The 17,100-nt window shown below is 72.9% G+C and carries 15 protein-coding genes; 6 read left to right on the plus strand and 9 right to left on the minus strand.

From position 1 onward, the window contains the following. Positions 1 to 84: 84 nt before the first annotated feature. A complete protein-coding gene (locus tag ACIGXE_RS31550; RefSeq protein WP_399752731.1) occupies positions 85 to 705 on the minus strand; it encodes a hypothetical protein in 621 nt (206 codons plus the stop codon). 36 nt (positions 706 to 741) lie between these two features. Between ACIGXE_RS31550 and ACIGXE_RS31555 the strand changes: the two genes are divergently transcribed. Together ACIGXE_RS31555 and ACIGXE_RS31560 are read left to right on the plus strand one after the other, a co-directional pair. Beyond that, entirely contained in the window at positions 742 to 1,500 is a 759-nt protein-coding gene (locus ACIGXE_RS31555; protein WP_399752732.1) for a GNAT family N-acetyltransferase, read from the plus strand. A 173-nt stretch (positions 1,501 to 1,673) separates the two neighbouring features. Then, on the plus strand, positions 1,674 to 2,141 hold the full coding sequence (locus ACIGXE_RS31560; protein WP_399752734.1) for a carboxymuconolactone decarboxylase family protein: 468 nt from the start codon (positions 1,674 to 1,676) through the stop codon (positions 2,139 to 2,141). Here the strand turns inward: ACIGXE_RS31560 and ACIGXE_RS31565 are convergent. Then, positions 2,107 to 2,595 (minus strand): GNAT family N-acetyltransferase, encoded by a 489-nt coding sequence (locus ACIGXE_RS31565; protein ID WP_399752736.1) that lies wholly within the window; start codon positions 2,593 to 2,595, stop codon positions 2,107 to 2,109. The two genes, ACIGXE_RS31560 and ACIGXE_RS31565, sit on opposite strands and share 35 nt — an antisense overlap. 84 nt (positions 2,596 to 2,679) lie before the next feature. On the opposite strand from ACIGXE_RS31565, the gene ACIGXE_RS31570 reads away from it, so the two are divergent. Further along, entirely contained in the window at positions 2,680 to 2,895 is a 216-nt protein-coding gene (locus ACIGXE_RS31570; protein WP_399752738.1) for a hypothetical protein, read from the plus strand. 77 nt (positions 2,896 to 2,972) lie between these two features. On the opposite strand, the gene ACIGXE_RS31575 is transcribed toward ACIGXE_RS31570, so the two are convergent. From ACIGXE_RS31575 to ACIGXE_RS31600, 6 genes are all read right to left on the minus strand, one after another. Beyond that, on the minus strand, positions 2,973 to 4,544 hold the full coding sequence (locus ACIGXE_RS31575) for an APC family permease (RefSeq protein ID WP_399752740.1): 1,572 nt from the start codon (positions 4,542 to 4,544) through the stop codon (positions 2,973 to 2,975). 238 nt (positions 4,545 to 4,782) lie between these two features. Beyond that, a complete protein-coding gene (locus ACIGXE_RS31580) occupies positions 4,783 to 6,267 on the minus strand; it encodes an aldehyde dehydrogenase family protein (RefSeq protein WP_399752742.1) in 1,485 nt (494 codons plus the stop codon). Continuing rightward, the gene (locus tag ACIGXE_RS31585; protein ID WP_399752744.1) at positions 6,264 to 8,003 is read right to left on the minus strand and encodes an amidohydrolase family protein; all 1,740 of its coding nucleotides are present in this window, start codon (positions 8,001 to 8,003) and stop codon (positions 6,264 to 6,266) included. The genes ACIGXE_RS31580 and ACIGXE_RS31585 overlap by 4 nt, the downstream gene beginning before the upstream one ends. A 144-nt stretch (positions 8,004 to 8,147) precedes the next feature. Then, the gene (locus ACIGXE_RS31590) at positions 8,148 to 9,272 is read right to left on the minus strand and encodes an LLM class flavin-dependent oxidoreductase (protein WP_399752746.1); all 1,125 of its coding nucleotides are present in this window, start codon (positions 9,270 to 9,272) and stop codon (positions 8,148 to 8,150) included. A gap of 101 nt (positions 9,273 to 9,373) precedes the next feature. Continuing rightward, the gene (locus ACIGXE_RS31595) at positions 9,374 to 10,135 is read right to left on the minus strand and encodes an SDR family NAD(P)-dependent oxidoreductase (RefSeq protein ID WP_399752747.1); all 762 of its coding nucleotides are present in this window, start codon (positions 10,133 to 10,135) and stop codon (positions 9,374 to 9,376) included. Between the two features lie 14 nt (positions 10,136 to 10,149). Then, complete coding sequence (locus tag ACIGXE_RS31600) at positions 10,150 to 11,070, minus strand: LLM class F420-dependent oxidoreductase (RefSeq protein WP_399752749.1); 921 nt, start codon at positions 11,068 to 11,070, stop codon at positions 10,150 to 10,152. 286 nt (positions 11,071 to 11,356) lie between these two features. Between ACIGXE_RS31600 and ACIGXE_RS31605 the strand changes: the two genes are divergently transcribed. Both ACIGXE_RS31605 and ACIGXE_RS31610 read left to right on the plus strand, forming a co-directional pair. Beyond that, the gene (locus ACIGXE_RS31605) at positions 11,357 to 11,830 is read left to right on the plus strand and encodes a DUF2690 domain-containing protein (protein ID WP_399752751.1); all 474 of its coding nucleotides are present in this window, start codon (positions 11,357 to 11,359) and stop codon (positions 11,828 to 11,830) included. Positions 11,831 to 11,919: 89 nt separating this feature from the next. Next, complete coding sequence (locus ACIGXE_RS31610) at positions 11,920 to 12,396, plus strand: DUF2690 domain-containing protein (protein WP_399752753.1); 477 nt, start codon at positions 11,920 to 11,922, stop codon at positions 12,394 to 12,396. 86 nt (positions 12,397 to 12,482) lie between these two features. Here the strand turns inward: ACIGXE_RS31610 and ACIGXE_RS31615 are convergent, their stop codons facing one another. Beyond that, positions 12,483 to 13,700 (minus strand): amidohydrolase family protein, encoded by a 1,218-nt coding sequence (locus tag ACIGXE_RS31615; RefSeq protein ID WP_399752755.1) that lies wholly within the window; start codon positions 13,698 to 13,700, stop codon positions 12,483 to 12,485. 166 nt (positions 13,701 to 13,866) lie between these two features. On the opposite strand from ACIGXE_RS31615, the gene ACIGXE_RS31620 reads away from it, so the two are divergent. Further along, positions 13,867 to 16,908, plus strand: coding sequence for a BTAD domain-containing putative transcriptional regulator (locus ACIGXE_RS31620; RefSeq protein ID WP_399752757.1), 3,042 nt, complete (start codon positions 13,867 to 13,869; stop codon positions 16,906 to 16,908). Positions 16,909 to 17,100: the final 192 nt, after the last annotated feature.

Below are 17,100 nucleotides of genomic sequence, written 5' to 3' on the forward strand. Positions count from 1 at the left end.
TGCGACCGAGTCGCTGCGGGCCCCCTCCCCGCCGTCCCCGGCCGGGCTGAGCCCGCCCCGCCGTCCCCGGCCGCACCCGTCCCGTCAGCCGATGGCCCGCTGCCGGGCCGCGAGCTCTCCGTAGCCGCCGCGCTCCCACACCCGCTCCCGGAACTCCTGCAGCGAGAAGGGGCGGACGTCCTCCTCGGGCAGGTCCCGCAGGTGCACGGTGCCGCAGCGATGGCAGTACCAGCCGCACGCCCACAGCTCCTCCGCCCGCTCGCGCCCCCGGGTCAGCCGGACGAACTCTCCCCGGCGCCGCACGAGCACGACGACCACGAGGAGGGTGACGCACAGGGCGAGGCCCGAGATCCGGCCCAGGAAGGAGAAGTCGGGGTCGGGGCCGGACGGCGGCTCCCCGAAGTACACGCCGTCGGGCACCTCCTCGAAGGCCTTGCCGAGGAGGACCCAGCCCACGAAGGCGGCGACGGACACGAAGCCGGTGAAGACGCCGAGGACGCCGAGTCCGTAGGTGGGCTCCCTGGGCACCGGCGCGAGCGCCTCGGACAGGGCGGTGGTCACCCGCCGGGTCACCGTCCGCACGTCCCCGTCGCGGTTCCGCTCGCGCCGGGTGACGTCGTCCCGGCCCGCGAGGTACGCGGCGGGCACGGCCTGCACCAGGTCGTCCCGCCCGCACCCCGGACACGCGTGGCCGTTTTTTTCCATGGTCCCCCCCTGATCGTTCTGCGTACGGTAGCCCGCATGCTGACACGACTCGAGGCCTACTACGACGCCGTCCCCCGCTCCGCCGCCCGCGCCGAGGACTTCGGGCCGCTGACCCTGTTCGTACGGGAGGGGGTGGGCTGGCCGTACTACGCGCGGCCGACGCGGGGGCACACCGGCGCGGTGGACGTCGAGGCGGTCGAGAAGGTGCGCGCCCGGCAGCGGGAGCTGGAGCTGCCCGAGGCCTTCGAGTGGGTCGCGGAGACGACGCCGGGCCTGCGGGCGGCGGTCGAGGCGAGCGGGCTCGTGGTGCACGAGCACCCCCTGATGGTCCTGACGGCGGCCGCGGACGAACGGCCGGCACCGCCGGAGGACGTCACCGTCCGCATGGTGGGCGCGGCCGACCCGGCCCTGGAGAGTGCGGTCGCCGCCCCGTACGCCGCCTTCGGCGCCACGCCCACGCCGGGCGTCGCCGCCCAGGTCGCGGCCCGGATCGAGGCGGGCCTCACCCGCCTCGCCGCTGCCTTCGACCCCTCCGGCACCGCGCTCGCGGCGGGCCAGCACCAGCCGGTGGGGCCGGTCACCGAGGTCGTCGGCGTCGGCACCCGCCCGGAGTCCCGCCGCCGCGGCCTGGGTCTCGCGGTGACGGCCGCCCTGGTCGCCGACGCCCGCGCCCTCGGCGTCGAGACCGTCTTCCTCACCGCCACGGACGCCACCGTCGCCCGTCTCTACGCCCGTCTGGGCTTCCGCACCGTCGGCACGGCGCTGATCGCGGAGCCTGCGGAGCAGGCCGGGTAGCTCGCGGGCCGACCGGGCGCCGCCGCCGGAGGGCGACCGTCGCGACGGCTGCGTCGTCGCTTGCGTGTGGCCGAGGAAATTCTCCGAGAAAAGCTGTCACACACTCCCCGCGGGATCCGTCAGTGCAGTGAAAGCGACGGAGACCACGTCCAGCAGACGCGAGGAGCGCACCCATGCAGCACGAGCTCAAGGCCCGGATGACCAACCCCGCCACCGTTCTCCCCGAGGCGATGCCCGCGATCATGAACCTGCTGAAGGCGACCCGGGAGGCCGGGGTGCCCGAGACCACGCTGGAGCTCGTGCACCTGCGGGCCAGCCAGATCAACAACTGCGGGTTCTGCGTCGACTTCGGGGCGAAGAGCGCCCGGAAGAACGGGGTCGCGGACGAGAAGCTGTTCGCCGTCGCCGCCTGGCGGGAGACGCCGTACTTCTCCGACGAGGAGCGGGCCGCGCTCGCGCTGACCGAGGCGGCGACCCGGCTGGCGGACGCCTCGGACGCGGTGCCGGACGAGGTGTGGGACGCCGCCGCGGACCACTACGACGAGAAGCAGCTCGCCGCGATCGTCCTGATGGTCGGCGTGACCAACCTCTTCAACCGCCTCAACGTCACGACCCGCCAGCCGGCCGGCGCGGGCTGGTGAGCGCCGGCTCCCGGACCATCAGCACGTCGATCGGGTCCTCGGACTCGACCGTGAACCCCTCCCGCTCGTAGAGACGGCGGGCGGCGCTGCCCTGCACGACGACCAGCCGCACCGGGGCCGACTCCGCGTCGGCCCGGGCGAGCAGGGCGCGCAGCACCGCCGTCCCGAGCCCCCGCCCCTGCACCTCGGGGGCGAGGTAGAAGTGCTCCAGGTAGAGGCCGTCGCCGTGCTCGTACGGGCGGACCGTCAGACAGCCCGCGAAGGCGCCCTCCGCCTCCACGACCCAGGTGTGCGCCGGGGAGAAGCCGTCGCGAAAGCGCCGGCGCACCCGGTGCTCGTCGTAGCGGCCGAGCCGCACCAGGTCGTCCCGCATGACCTCGGCCCGCAGTTCGCAGATGCGCTCGACGTCCTCCGCCCGGCCGGGGCGCAGCGCCCACTTCGTTTCCGTAGACATGGACGCATCCTAGGGAGCGCCCCGGTCGCGGCCGGCGCGTGCCCGCGGGCGTAACCGGACGCCCGGCGGCGGCGTTGGTGCGGCATGAAGAAGATCCTCACCACCGCCGCCCTGACCGGTGTCGCCCTGGCCGGCGGGCTCGCCGCCGCCGGGGCCGCCGCCGCCGACACCGCGGGCGCGAACCTGCCCTCGGTCGTCCCGCTGAGCGGTGTCCTCGCCCCGAAGGCGAAACCGGCCTCCGCCGCGCAGATGCCCGCCGCCAACCAGCTGGTGGAGGGGCTGATCCCGGGACAGCACTGAGCCGGGATCAGGGACGGAGAAAGACGAGGTGGCGGGACCCCCCACGGGCCCGCCACCTCGCCGCTGTCCCTCACCGGTCAGTCGTCGACGACCAATGACGGGGTCTCCTTGGTGAGCACCTCGCCCCGGAAGAACGCGGGGCTCCTGCGCTGCATCACCAGCATGATCACCACGCCGAGCAGCAGCAGCCCGACGCCGATGACGAAGACGGAGCCGACGCCGAGGACCGCGGATCCGGAGCCGTAGGCCGGGTCCCACATGTCGTACAGCGTCTTGCCGAAGACGGCGGTCAGCATCAGGCCGCCGAGGGCCGGGATCACGCCCTTGAAGGCGAGGTCGCGGGCCGAGCGGAAGAGCTCGTGGCGGAAGAACCAGACGCAGGCGAAGGCCGTCAGCGCGTAGTAGAAGCAGATCATCAGACCGAGCGCGTAGATCGTGTCGACCAGGACGTTCTCGCTGATCAGCGTCATGACCGTGTAGAAGACGCCGGTGGCGACGCCGGCCACGACCGTGGCCTTGCCGGGCACCTTGAAGACCGGGTGGACCCGGGCGAAGGACGGCGGCAGCGCCTCGTAGCTGGACATGGCCAGGACGGTGCGGGCGACCGGGATGAAGGTGGTCTGCAGGCTGGCGGCGGCGGAGGCGAGGACGGCGACGAAGAGGGCGATGCCGAGGACGGGGCCCATGACCGGGCCCGCGAGCGCCGCGAAGACGTTGTCGGAGGTCTCCGGGTTGGCGAGCCCCAGGCCCTTGTCGCCGGAGCCGACGACCATCTGGGCGGCGACGCCGGTGGCCAGGTAGGAGCCGACCAGGACGACCATCGAGATGAGCGCGGCGCGGCCCGGGGTCTTGTCGCTGTCGGTGGTCTCCTCGTTCGCGGTGAGACAGGTGTCCCAGCCCCAGTACATGAAGATCGACAGCGAGAGGCCGGCGGTGAAGGCCGCGAAGGAGTCGACGGCGAAGGGGTTCACCCAGGACCAGGAGAAGTCGGCGCCGGTCGGGAAGTCGATCGAGCCGGCCTTCTGGAAGGCCATGACGACGAAGACCGCGAGGACGGCCAGCTGGAGGCCGACGAGGGTGTACTGGACGCCCTTGGTGGCGGTCATGCCGCGGTAGCTGATGGCGGTCGCGGCGGCGATCAGGCTGAGGCAGGTGACGATGTGGACGGCCTTGTTGTCGTCCAGGGCGGCGATCGAGGGGTTGCCGGTGACCTCTCCCGCGAGCAGCCAGAAGTACGAGGTGGCGACGCCGGCCAGGTTGGAGAGCACGATGATCGTCGCGATCACCAGGCCCCAGCCGCACATCCAGCCGACCCTGGGCCCGAAGGCCTTCACGGTCCAGGTGAAGGAGGTGCCGCAGTCCGGCATGGCCTTGTTCAGCTCGCGGTACGCGAACGCGACGAGCAGCATCGGCAGGAAGCCGGCGAGGAAGACGGCGGGCATCTGCAGGCCGACCTCGCCGGCCGTGGAGCCGAGCGTGGAGGTCAGGCAGTAGACGGGGGCGACGGTGGAGATGCCGATGACGGCGCTGCCGAGGAGGCCCACGGAGTTGCCTCCGAGGCCCTTGCTGCGCACGCCGTCGGTGCCGCCCTGTGCCGGGACGCCCCTTACCGTGTCACCGGCCTGGGGCCGTACATCCACCTGAGTCATGAACTCGACGTTAAATGCTGCGGTTTCCACATCCGGAAGATCGAAATCCGCTCAGCTGATCGATCAACGCCTTGCATTGCCCGGGTCGAATCGGACACCCGCCAATGATTGAAAGATCGACTACCTTCACCGATCGCCCATCACAACGCTCCGACGGCGAGTGTCCGATATGCGGGAACCGCAGCCACGCCCCAAATGTCCGTTTCCAAATTTTCCCGAAGAATTTTTGAGAGGCACCTCACCCCGGCCAGACGACCGCCTGCAGCTCGCTGTAGGCGTGCAGCGCGTACGAGCCGACGTCCCGCCCCACCCCGCTCTTCTTGAAGCCGCCGAACGGCGCCTCCATGTTCCGGCCGACCGTGTTGATCCCGACCCCGCCGGCCCGCAGCCGCCCCGCGATCCGGAAGGCGCGGGCCACGTCCCCGGACCACACGTAGTCGATCAGGCCGTAGTCGCTGTCGTTCGCGAGCGCGACGCCCTCCTCCTCGTCGTCGAAGGGCACGACCACGACCACCGGGCCGAAGATCTCCTCCCGGACCACCCGCATCTCGTTGGTGCAGTCCGCGAGCAGCGTCGGCGCCACGTAGAAGCCCCGGTCCAGGCCCGGACCCGCCGGCCGCTCGCCGCCCGCGACGACCCGCGCGCCCTCCTTGCGCCCCAGCTCGACGTACGACTCCACCCGGTCGCGGTGGGCCGCCGAGATCACCGGGCCGACCACCGTGCCCTGCGCCGCCGGGTCGCCGACCTTCAGGAAGCCGAGGTAGCCGGTCAGCTTCTCGACCAGCTGCTCGTAGATCCCGCGCTGGGCGAGGACCCGGGTCGGGGCCGTGCAGATCTGCCCGCTGTAGAAGGAGAAGGTCGTCCCGATCCCCATCATGGCCGCGTCCAGATCGGCGTCGTCGAGGACGAGCGCGGCGCCCTTGCCGCCCAGCTCCATGAGCTGCCGCTTCAGCTGCCGGCCGCACACCTCGCCGATGGCCTGTCCGACAGCCGTGGAGCCGGTGAAGGAGACCATGTCGACCGCCGGGGCGTCCACGGCCGCCTCGCCCACCGCGGGCGCGGAACCGGTGACCACGTTGACCACCCCCGCCGGGACGCCCGCCTCCTCCAGGGCGCGGGTCATCGCGAACACGGACAGCGGGTCCTGCGGGGCGGGCTTCACCACGACCGTGTTGCCCATGGCGAGCGCCGGGGCGATCTTGCCGGCCGGGTTGGCCCAGGGATTGTTGTACGAGGTGATGCAGGTGACCACGCCCACCGGGCGCCGTACCGCGACCGCGCCGAAGACCCCCGCCCTGCCCATCGGGCCGGCCTCGTTGATCTGCGGCGGCAGCGCCTGCTCGACCGGCTCCAGGGCGCCGCGCGCGTACCGCCGGAAGCGGGAGGAGCCGACGGCGACCTGCATCCCGCGGGCGGTGGCGGTGGTGGCGCCGGTCTCGGCGCGGGCGAGCAGGGTGTTCCGCTCGGCGTCCCGGGCCATGAGGTCCGCGGCCCGGTCCAGGAGGGCGGCCCGCTCCTCGGGCTTCGTCCGGCACCAGGTCGCGAATGCGGCGCGGGCGGCCTCGGCGGCCTCGTACACCTGGCGTCTGCTCGCCTCCGGGGCGTGGCCGACGACCTCCTCGGTGGCGGGGTTGACCACCGGATAGTGGCCGCCGTCGGGTTCGACCCACTCCCCTCCTATGTAGAGCCGCTCCGTGATCTCGCGCGTCCCGGGGTCCGTCATCGCGTGCTCACCGTCCTGGTGTCGCGGCCCGAGCGCAGCACCCGGCCGGGGATCGCGCCCGTCACCTCGTCGTCCCGGACCGTCTCCACCCCGTTGACCCGCACCGAGACGATCCCGGTCGCGCGCGAGTCCAGTCGCGGACTGTCGCCGGGCAGGTCGTGCACGAGGGTCGCCGGGCCGGCGTCGATCCGCTCGGGGTCGAAGAGGACCAGGTCCGCGTGGAAGCCCTCGGCGATCCGGCCCCGCCCGCGCAGCCCGAAGAGCCGCGCCGGGTCGTCGCTGAGCATCTTCACGGCCTGCTCCAGCGGGACCAGCTTCCGGCCGCGCAGGCAGTCGCCGAGGAAGCGGGTGGTGTACGGCGCCCCGCACATGCGGTCCAGGTGCGCCCCCGCGTCGGAGCCGCCGAGCAGCACGTCCTCGTGCTGCCAGGTCTCCCGGCGCAGCGCCCAGGAGGCGGGGTCGTTGTCGGTGGGCATCGGCCACAGGACGGTGCGCAGCTCGTCGTTGGCGCAGATCTCGACGAGGCACTGGAAGGCGTCCTGGCCGCGCTCGGCGGCGATGTCCTTCACGACGCGCCCGGTCAGGCCCTCGTTCTCCCTGCTGTACGTGTCGCCGATGACGTAGCGGCCGAAGTGCGCGAGCCGCCGGAAGACCCCGGCCTCCTTGGAGTCGGCGCGGCGCAGCATCTCGGCGCGCACCTCCGGGTCGCGGAGCCTCGCGATCCGCTCGGGCACGGGCAGGCCCAGGATCTCGCCCCAGCCGGGGATGAGGTTGAGGGCGCAGAAGGTGCCGAGCGACATGTTCATCGGGGTGAGGATCGGCATGGTGAGCGCGACGATCCGGCCGCCGGACTTGCGGGCCCGCTCGGAGGCGAGGAGCTGGCGCGGGACGCGCTCGGGGACGGTGGCGTCGATGGTGAGGACGTTCCAGTTGAGGGGGCGCCCGGCGGCGGCGGTCATCTCGACGAAGAGGTCGATCTCGGCGTCGGAGAACTGGTCGAGGCAGCCGGCGAGGATGGCCTCCAGCTGGGTCCCCTCGTGCTCGCCGACGGCCCGGGACAGGGCGATCAGCTCGGCGGGGGCGGCGTGCCGGGAGGCGACGGGGGCGCCGTCGCCGTCGGAGTGGGTGGCGGACTGGGTGGTGGACAGGCCCCAGGCGCCGGCGCTCATGGCGTCCTTGAGGAGCGCGACCATCCGGTCCAGCTGCTCGGGGGTGGGCTGCCCGCCGACGGCGTCGGCGCCCATCACGTACCGGCGCAGGGCGCAGTGCCCCACCATGAAGCCGGCGTTGACGGCGATCCGTCCTTCGAGGGCGTCGAGGTACTCGCCGAAGGACGACCAGCTCCACTCGACGCCCTCCTCCAGGGCGGCCAGCGCCATGCCCTCGACCTTGGACATCATGCGGCGCGTGTAGTCGGCGTCCTCGGGCCGGTCCGGGTGGAGCGGGGCGAGGGTGAAGCCGCAGTTGCCGCCCGCGACGGTGGTGACGCCGTGGTTCATGGACGGGGTGGCGTACGGGTCCCAGAACAGCTGGGCGTCGTAGTGGGTGTGCGGGTCGACGAAGCCGGGGGCGAGCACGAGCCCGGTGGCGTCCTCGCCGCTCCGGGCCTCCTCGGTGACGGTGCCGGGCGCGGCGATCACGGCGATCCGCCCGTCGCGCAGGCCGACGTCGGCGGTGAAGGCGGGGGCGCCGGTGCCGTCCACGACGGTCGCGCCCTTGATGAGGTGGTCGAGCATTGCGTCCCTTTCTGCGGGAGTGCGCGAACAGGCCCCGGACGAAGGCCGCCGCGGAAACGGTCTCCGGCCGGGGCCGGTACGGGGCGGCGGTCCGGGAAGACACCGCCCCGTGCTCCAGGTGCGGGGCCTGGCCGGCCCCCGGGCTCAGCTCCCCGCGGACTGGCGGAAGCGGGTGGTGCGGTGGACCGGGTCCGTGTCGATCTCGGGGATCACGTGCTCGCCGATCAGCTTGATCGTGTTCATGGTGTCCTCGTAGGAGATGCCGATCGGCAGGCCGAAGGACAGCTGGTCGGCACCCGCCTGCTCCCAGCGCTTGCACTGGGCCAGGACCTCGCTCGGGTCGCCGCAGATCATCAGCTCCTCGGCGATGAGGAGTTCGATGATCTCGGCCGAGTACTCCGGCAGGAGCTCGGGCCACTCGGGGATGCCCTCGGGCCGCGGGAAGGTGTCGTGGTAGCGGAAGAGCAGCGACTGGAGGTAGTTGAGGCCGCCGCCGACGGCGATCTCGACGGCCTTGTCGTGGGTCTCGGCGCAGATCGCGGTCGAGGTCACCATGACGTTGTCGTTGACGAAGTCGCCGACCGCCTTGGCCTCCTTGATCGCCGTCTTGTAGGACTCGACGACCCACTCCATGTCGGAGACCTTCTGCACGCTGAAGCCGAGGACGCCGAGGCCCTTCTTCCCCGCCATCGCGTACGAGGAGGGGGAGCCGGCCGCGTACCACATGGCCGGGTGGGACCTGCCGTACGGCTTGGGCAGGACCTTGCGGGGCGGCAGGGACCAGTGCTTGCCCTGGAAGCCCTCGTACTCCTCCTGGAGCCACATCTTGGGGAACTCGGCGATCGTCTCCTCCCAGATCTCCTTGGTGTGGTTCATGTCGGTGATGCCCGGCATGAACCCGAGGATCTCGTGGGAGCCGGCACCGCGGCCCGAGCCGAACTCGAAGCGGCCGCCGGAGAGGTGGTCGAGCATGGCGACCTTCTCGGCCACCTTGACCGGGTGGTTGACCGGCGCGAGCGGGTTGAAGATGCCGGAGCCGAGGTGGATGCGCTCGGTGGCGTGGGCGAGGTACCCGAGGTAGACGTCGTTGGCGGAGAGGTGGGAGTACTCCTCCAGGAAGTGGTGCTCGGAGGCCCAGGCGTACTTGAAGTTCGACCGGTCCGCCTGGATGACGTACTCGGTCTCCTCCATGAGCGCCTTGTGCTCGGCTTCGGGATCGGTCTCGGCGCGCTTGCCGACGTATCCCTGCACGAAGATCCCGAATTCCAAGGAAGTTCACCGCCCCTTGTTCATTTCTGACGCATCGTCAGATTCGCTGGTGTGCCCGACTGTCGCACCGCGCGACGACGCGGTCAATACCTGATGAGGCGTCAGAAGAGCTTGACGCCGGCCAGCCAGCCGCCGTCGATCACGAACGGCTGCCCGGTGATGTACGAGGAGTCCTCCGCCGTCAGGAAGAGCGCGAGGGCCGCCACCTCCTCGGGCCGTCCGATCCGGCCGAGCGGCACGAGGTCCCGGTAGAGCTCCGCCGTCGCCGCCGGGTCCACCCCCTCCGGATTGCTCATCGGCGTGTCGATGGCGCCCGGGCAGACCGCGTTGACCCGGATCCCCTTCCCGGCCAGTTCCACGGCCGCCACCCGGGTGAGGCCGAGGACGGCGTGCTTGCTCGCCGCGTAGGCGCCCACCCCGGCCATGCCGGTGACACCGGTGTACGAGGCGGTGTTGACGATGGTGCCGCCGCCGGCCGCCTCGATCTCCGGCGCCACGGACCGGATGCCCAGGAAGCAGCCAACCTGGTTGACCTGGACGATCGCCTGGAACTCGGCCAGCGGCGTCGACACCAGCTCGTTGAAGCGCAGGATGCCCGCGTTGTTGACCAGTCCGTCGATCCGCCCGAAGCGCTCCTTGGCGGCGGCCACGGCGGCCGCCCAGTCCGTCTCGCTGGTCACGTCCAGATGGACGTACGCGGCCCGCTCCTCCCCCAGCTCCTTGGCGAGCGCCTCGCCCGGCCCGTCCAGCACGTCCGCGAGGACGACCCTCGCGCCCTCGGCGGCGAACAGCCGCGCCTCCTGCTCGCCCTGCCCGCGCGCCGCGCCCGTGATGACGACGACGCGCCCGTCCAGCTTGCCCATGTCCCGGTCTCCTTCTAGGTGAGGTGCGGGGCGACCTCGGCGGCGAAAGCGCCCATCTGGTCGGTGAGTTCGGTACGGCTCCGGGACCGGAACCGCACCTGGATCTGGTGCACGCCCATCTCGCCGTAGGCGCGCAGGGACTCGGCGAGGGCCTGCGGCTTGCCGCTCAGGGTGCGCCGGCCGGTGTCCCAGCCGGGCTCGCCGACGTACAGCGCCTCGGTGATCGCGCCGACGGTGATCGGCGCCTCGATCCCCGCCTCCTCGCGCAGCCGCCGCAGCTTGGCGATCTGCTCGGCGAGCCGGTCGCGCGGGTCGCCCTGCGGCAGCCAGCCGTCGCCCTTGAGCGCGGCCCGGCGCACGGCGGCCGGCGAGGAGCCGCCGACCCAGACGGGCACGCGCGCCTGGGCCGGCCGGGGCGCCTGCCCGAGGTCCCGGAAGGAGAAGCGCGGGCCGCTGTGCTCCGGGAACTCCTCCGGACCGAGCGCCGCCCGCAGCGCGTCGATCGTCTCGTCGAGGACCCCGCCGCGCCCTTCGAAGTCCGCGCCGACCGCCTCGAACTCCTCCCGCACGTGCCCGGCCCCGACGCCGAGGACCAGCCGGCCCCCGGAGAGGTGGTCGAGGGTCGCGTAGGCCTTGGCCGTGACCAGCGGGTGCCGCAGGCCCACGACGGCCACGTGCGACAGCAGCCGGACCCGCTCGGTGGCCGCGGCGAGGTACGACAGGGTCGCCACCGGGTCGTACCAGACGGTGCTCATCGCCCCGGCCAGGCGCCGCGGGATGGCCACGTGGTCACAGCTCGCGACGTAGTCGAAGCCGTGCGCGTCGGCGGCGCGGGCGACGGCGAGCAGATCGGCGGGACCGGCGGCGGCCTCCCAGCTCTCGGCGTAGAGGGCGCTCTGGGACTGGACGGGCAGCTGCATCCCGTAGACGACCATGGGACTCCCCTATCTGACGTACCGTCAGTTCGCTTCGGGGGCCCATGCTGTCCGCTGACGCCTCATCAGACAAGAGGTGCGACGGCGGCCCGCTGGGCCCTGTCGTCGAACTCCCGCCTGCCCCGCGACGCCATCCGGGCGACGACGGGAGTTCGACGACAGGACCCGGCCCGCTGTGCGCATTCGTCCAAGACGTGCGGGGGTCCGGAGCCGCACCCTGTCTCCGGCACCCCCCATGTGACCGCGACCGTCCCGCGACGGCCGCTCCGGACGAACGGACCCCTCCATGCGTACCCTGCTGCGCCGCACCGCCCAGGCCGGCACCGCCCTCCTCCTCGCCGCCGGCGCCCTCACCCTCACCGGGGGCTCCGCCCAGGCCGCCACCTACGACGGCAGCGACCCGGCCTCGCTCAGCTGCGGCGGCACCACCAGCACCGTCCAGTCGGCGGCCATGACCGACCCGCACGGCAACCACCTGGGCACGCTGGAGCTGCGTTACAACTCCGGCTGCCGCACCACCTGGGCGCGCATCACCATGGACTACACCCAGGGCGACTGCGGCACCTCCTCGGCCGGCGTCGCCTGCCCCAAGGCGTGGGTCATCCGCAACTCCGACGGCCGCAGCTACACCTGCACGGTGACCGCGGGCAACCGCAGCTGCTACACGCCGGTGGTCAACGACGCGGGCGTGACCTCGTACGCCCAGAGCTACACGGACACCGCGGGCGGCACGAAGTACACGCGGACCGGCAGCTACTAGGCCCCGGCCCCTTCACTCCTTCCCCCTCTCCACCGCTCCACCTTCCCCCGTCCCTCGGGACGCCCCCTTCGCACGCCCCGGAGAACTCCATGCGTACCCTGCTGCGCCGCACCGCCCAGGCCGGCACCGCCCTGCTCCTCGCCGCCGGCGCCCTCACCCTCACCGGGGGCTCCGCCCAGGCCGCCACCTACGACGGCAGCGACCCGGCCTCCCTCGGCTGCGGCGGCACCACCAGCACCGTCCAGTCGGCCGCGCTCTACGACCCGGGCTTCGGCACCTACCTGGGCACCATCGAACTGCGCTACAACTCGGGCTGCCGCACCGCCTGGGCGCGCATCACCCTCGACTACGCCCAGTTCGACTGCGGCAACGCCTCCGCGGGCAAGGCCTGCGCCCAGGCCAAGGTCATCCGCAACTCCGACGGCCGCAGCTACGGCTGCACGGTGACTCCGGGCAACCGCAGCTGCTACACGGCCGTGGTCAACGACGCGGGCGTGACCTCCTACGCGCAGGGCTTCACCGACACCGTCGGCGGCCTCAAGTACACGCGCACCGGCAGCTACTGACATCGCTCGGCGGTCCGCGCCGGGAGCACGGCCCCTCGTCCGCGCGTGACGCGCGGGCGGGGGGCCGTCCGGCGTGCGGGGGGGGCTCACGGGCGCCAGAGACCGTCCTCCGTCAGCCCCAGCAGGTCGATCGCGTTGCCCCGCACGATCCGCTCGACGACGTCCGCCGGGAGATGACCCATCTGCGCCTCACCGACCTCGCGGGACTTGGGCCAGGTGGAGTCCGAGTGCGGGTAGTCGGTCTCGTACAGCACGTTCCCGACCCCGATGGCGTCCAGGTTCCGGAGCCCGAAGGCGTCGTCGAAGAAGCAGCCGTAGACGTGCTCGGCGAACAGCTCCGACGGCGGGCGCAGCACCTTTTCGGCCACGCCGCCCCAGCCGCGGTTCTCCTCCCAGACGACGTCGGCGCGCTCCAGGATGTACGGGATCCAGCCGATCTGTCCCTCGGCGTACATGATCCTCAGGTTCGGGAAGCGCTCGAACTTGCCGCTCATCAGCCAGTCGACCATCGAGAAGCAGCAGTTGGCGAAGGTGATGGTGGAGCCGACGGCGGGCGGGGCGTCGGCCGAGGTGGACGGCATCCGGCTGGACGAGCCGATGTGCATGGCGACGACCGTGCCGGTCTCGTCGCAGGCCCGCAGGAAGGGGTCCCAGTGATCGGTGTGGACCGACGGGAGCCCGAGGTGCGGCGGTATCTCGGAGAACGCGACGGCCCGGACGCCGCGGGCCGCGTTGCGGCGCACCTCGGCGGCGGCGAGCTCGGGGTCCCACAGCGGGATCAGGGTGAGGGGGATCAGCCGGCCCCGGGCCTCGGGGCCGCACCACTCCTCGACCATCCAGTCGTTGTAGGCGCGCACGCCGAGGAGACCGAGTTCACGATCGGCGGCTTCTGTGAAGGTCTGGCCACAGAACCGGGGGAAGGTGGGGAAGCAGAGCGCCGACTGGACGTGGTTGACGTCCATGTCGGCGAGCCGCTCCGGCACGGAGTACGAGCCGGGCCGCATCTGCTCGTAGGTGATGACCTCCAGGCGGATCTCGTCGCGGTCGTAGCCGACGGCGGTGTCGAGCCGCGTGAGGGGGCGGTGCAGGTCCTCGTAGACCCACCAGTCGCCTATGGGGCCTTCGTCCCCCTTGGCACCCATCACGGGGGCGAACTTTCCGCCCAGAAAGGTCATTTCCTTCAGGGGCGCGCGAACGATCCGGGGGCCGGAGTCGCGGTAGCGGGACGGGAGCCGGTCCTGCCAGACGTGCGGGGGCTCCACGGTGTGGTCGTCCACCGAGATGATCTTGGGGAAGCTCTCCATGCGTTTCACGGTAGCGCCGATCTGACGATCCGTCAGCTATCGTGGGCGCGGCCCGCTCCGGAACCGTGCCGGACGGCCGGTGAACGGCCGACCCGATGCTGACGCGCCCCCTCCGGACAAGGCAGACTGTCTTGGGCGAAACCAGCGGTACGGGCAGGGGGAGCTAATGGACCGTGAGAACGGGCCGCGCGTTCCGGAGCAGCGGACTCCGGTGACGGGCCCCGGCGGAACCGGCACCGAGCCGGCCGCCGAGCAGCGCTCGAACGCGCCCGGAACGGGCGGCGAGCGGAGCTCCGGTATGCCCGGCGGTGGGCTGCGGTTCGGGGTGCTCGGTCCCGTGCGGGCCTCGCGGGGCGGGCAGGTGCTGCCCACCGGGTCGCCGCAGCAGCGCGCCCTTCTCGCCGCCCTCCTCCTCCGCGACGGCCGCACCGCCACCGCCTCCGAGCTCATCGACGCCATCTGGGGCGAGGACCCGCCCTCCCAGGCCCTGGCCGCCGTCCGCACCTACGCCTCCCGGCTGCGCAAGATCCTCGACCCCGGCGTCCTCGTCAGCGAGTCCGGCGGCTACGCCATCCGGGCCGGCGGCACCGGCCTCGCCCTGGACCTCGCGGAGGCCCACGAGTACGCCGCCGAGGCCGAGAAGCTGCGCTCCGCCGGGCAGCGCGGGGCGGCCCGCGACCGGCTCAACGAGGCGCTCGCCCTGTGGGACGGCGAGGCGCTCGCCTCCGTACCGGGCCCGTACGCCGAGACCCAGCGCACCCGCCTGGAGGAGTGGCGGCTCCAGCTCCTGGAGTCCCGGCTCGACCTCGACCTGGAGGTCGGCGCGCACGCCGAGGCCGTCTCCGAGCTCACCGCGCTCACCGCCGCCCACCCGCTGCGCGAACGCCTCCGCGAGCTGCTGATGCTCGCCCTCTACCGCTCCGGCCGACAGGCCGAGGCGCTCGCCGTCTACGCCGACACCCGCCGCCTGCTCGCCGACGAGCTCGGCGTCGACCCCACGCCCGAACTCTCCCGGCTCCAGCAGCGCATCCTCCAGGCCGACGCGGAACTCGCCCGCCCGGTCGAGGAGCAGGCCCCGGCCGCCGCGCCGGTCGCCCGCCCCGCCCAGCTCCCCGCGACCGTCCCGGACTTCACCGGCCGCTCCGCCTTCGTGCGCGAACTCGGCGACCGGCTCGCCACGGCCGAGGGCTCCGTCATGGCGGTCTCGGCGCTCGCCGGGATCGGCGGCGTCGGCAAGACGACCCTCGCCGTGCACGTCGCCCACGAGGCCCGCCCGCACTTCCCCGACGGACAGCTGTACGTCGACCTCCAGGGCGCGGGCTCCCGGGCGGCGGCCCCGGAGACGGTCCTCGGCGCCTTCCTGCGCGCCCTCGGCACGCCCGACTCCGCGATCCCGGACTCCCTCGACGAGCGGGCCGCGCTCTACCGCTCCACGCTCGACGGCCGCCGGGTCCTGGTGCTGCTGGACAACGCCCGGGACGCCGCCCAGATCCGCCCGCTGCTGCCCGGTACGGCCGGCTGCGCGGCCCTGGTGACCAGCCGGATCCGGATGGTGGACCTGGCGGGGGCGCACCTGGTGGACCTGGACGTGATGTCGCCGGAGGAGGCCCTGCAGCTCTTCACCCGGATCGTGGGCGCGGAGCGGGTGCGGGCCGAGCGCGAGGCCGCGCTGGACGTGGTCGCCGCGTGCGGCTTCCTGCCGCTCGCGATCCGGATCGCCGCGTCGCGGCTGGCCGCGCGGCGCACCTGGACGGTCTCGGTGCTGGCCGCCAAGCTCGCGGACGAGCGGCGCCGGCTGGACGAGCTGCAGGCCGGCGACCTCGCGGTCAAGGCCACCTTCGAACTCGGCTACGGCCAGCTGGAGCCGGCCCAGGCCCGGGCCTTCCGGCTGCTCGGTCTCGCGGACGGCCCGGACATCTCGCTGGCCGCGGCCGCGGCCGTACTCGATCTGCCGGAGTGGGAGACGGAGGACCTCCTGGAGGCACTCGTCGACACCTCGCTCCTGGAGTCCGCGGCACCCGGCCGCTACCGCTACCACGACCTGGTCCGCCTCTACGCGCGTGCCTGCGCGGAACGCGACGAGGAGCCGCCGGCGGAACGCGAGCTGGCCCTCTCCCGCCTGCTCGACTTCTACCTGTCGACGGCCTCCCGGGTCTACGCCATCGAGCGCCCCGGCGACCGGCTCGTCGACCACCTGGAGCCCACCCACTACGAGGGCCTCACCTTCACCGACCGCCACGCCGCCCAGGACTGGCTCTACGCCGAGGCCAACTGCCTCCTCGCCTGCGTCCGCCAGTCGGCGACGACCCCGGGGACCCTGCGCCGGGCGGTGGACCTGCTGTGGGCGGCGCTGGACCTGGGCGAGTCGGGCGCGAACGCGAAGGAGTTCGAGGCCGTCGGCTGCTTCGTCCGCGACGCGGCGCACGACCACGGCGACGCGCGGGCCCAGGGCCGGGCGCTGATGGCGCTGGCGGGCGTCCACCACACCGCGGGCCGCTTCAGCGAGGCCGACCGGGACGCCGAGCTGGCCCTCCCGCACGCGGACGCGGCCGGAGACCCGCTGCCCGCCTGCTGGTCGGCGAACGCCCGGGGCATCATCGCGCTGTACCAGAACCGCTTCGAGGAGGGCGAGGTGCACCTCGCGCACGCCATCGAGCGGTTCCGCAGCATCGGCGACCGCCCCGGCGAGGCGAGCGCCCTGTGCAACCTCTCCCGCATCCACCTGGCGATGGGCCGCACCGCGCAGGCGATCGCGCTCGCCGAGGAGGGCACCCGGATCTACGACTCGATGGGCCACTCGCTGCGCGGTGCCAACGGGCGGTACGCACTGGGGCTCGCGCTCACCGAGGCCAAGCAGCTCGGCGACGCCGTCGACCGGCTGCGCGAGGCCTTGGAGGTCTTCCGGGACAGCCGGCAGCGGCTGTGGGAGGGCATGACCCTGTTCCGCCTCTCGGAGGTGGACATCGCGGCACGGCGGCACGCCCAGGCGGCGTCCAACGCCGAGATGGCGCTCACCGTGCTGCGCGGCATCGGCGGCGAGTGGCGGCGCGGGAACGTGCTGACCGTGCTCGGGCGGGCCCTCGACGGCATCGGCCAGTCGGGGCGCGCCCAGGTCTGCTGGCAGGAGGCGCTGGACATCTTCGAGTCGCTCGGGGCGCCGGAGGCGGCCGACGTCCGCCGGCTGCTGGCTCCCATCGCGGCCGCGTAGCCCCGCCGTTCCTCCACGGCCTGCACGTTCATCGTTCGTTTATCGCCGACCGGCAGGATTCTTCTTGTCGATCCGTCGCGTCGGGGGGCACACGGGTCATCGACACCGCCGTCACTCCGGGCAACTAGGGTGAGCGGCCATGCGCGGTCCGCCCGGCTGGTCACGGGGGAGCGGCCGGACGGACCGCGCCGA

The organism is Streptomyces sp. NPDC053431 (genome assembly GCF_044544925.1).
Lineage (GTDB): Bacteria > Actinomycetota > Actinomycetes > Streptomycetales > Streptomycetaceae > Streptomyces.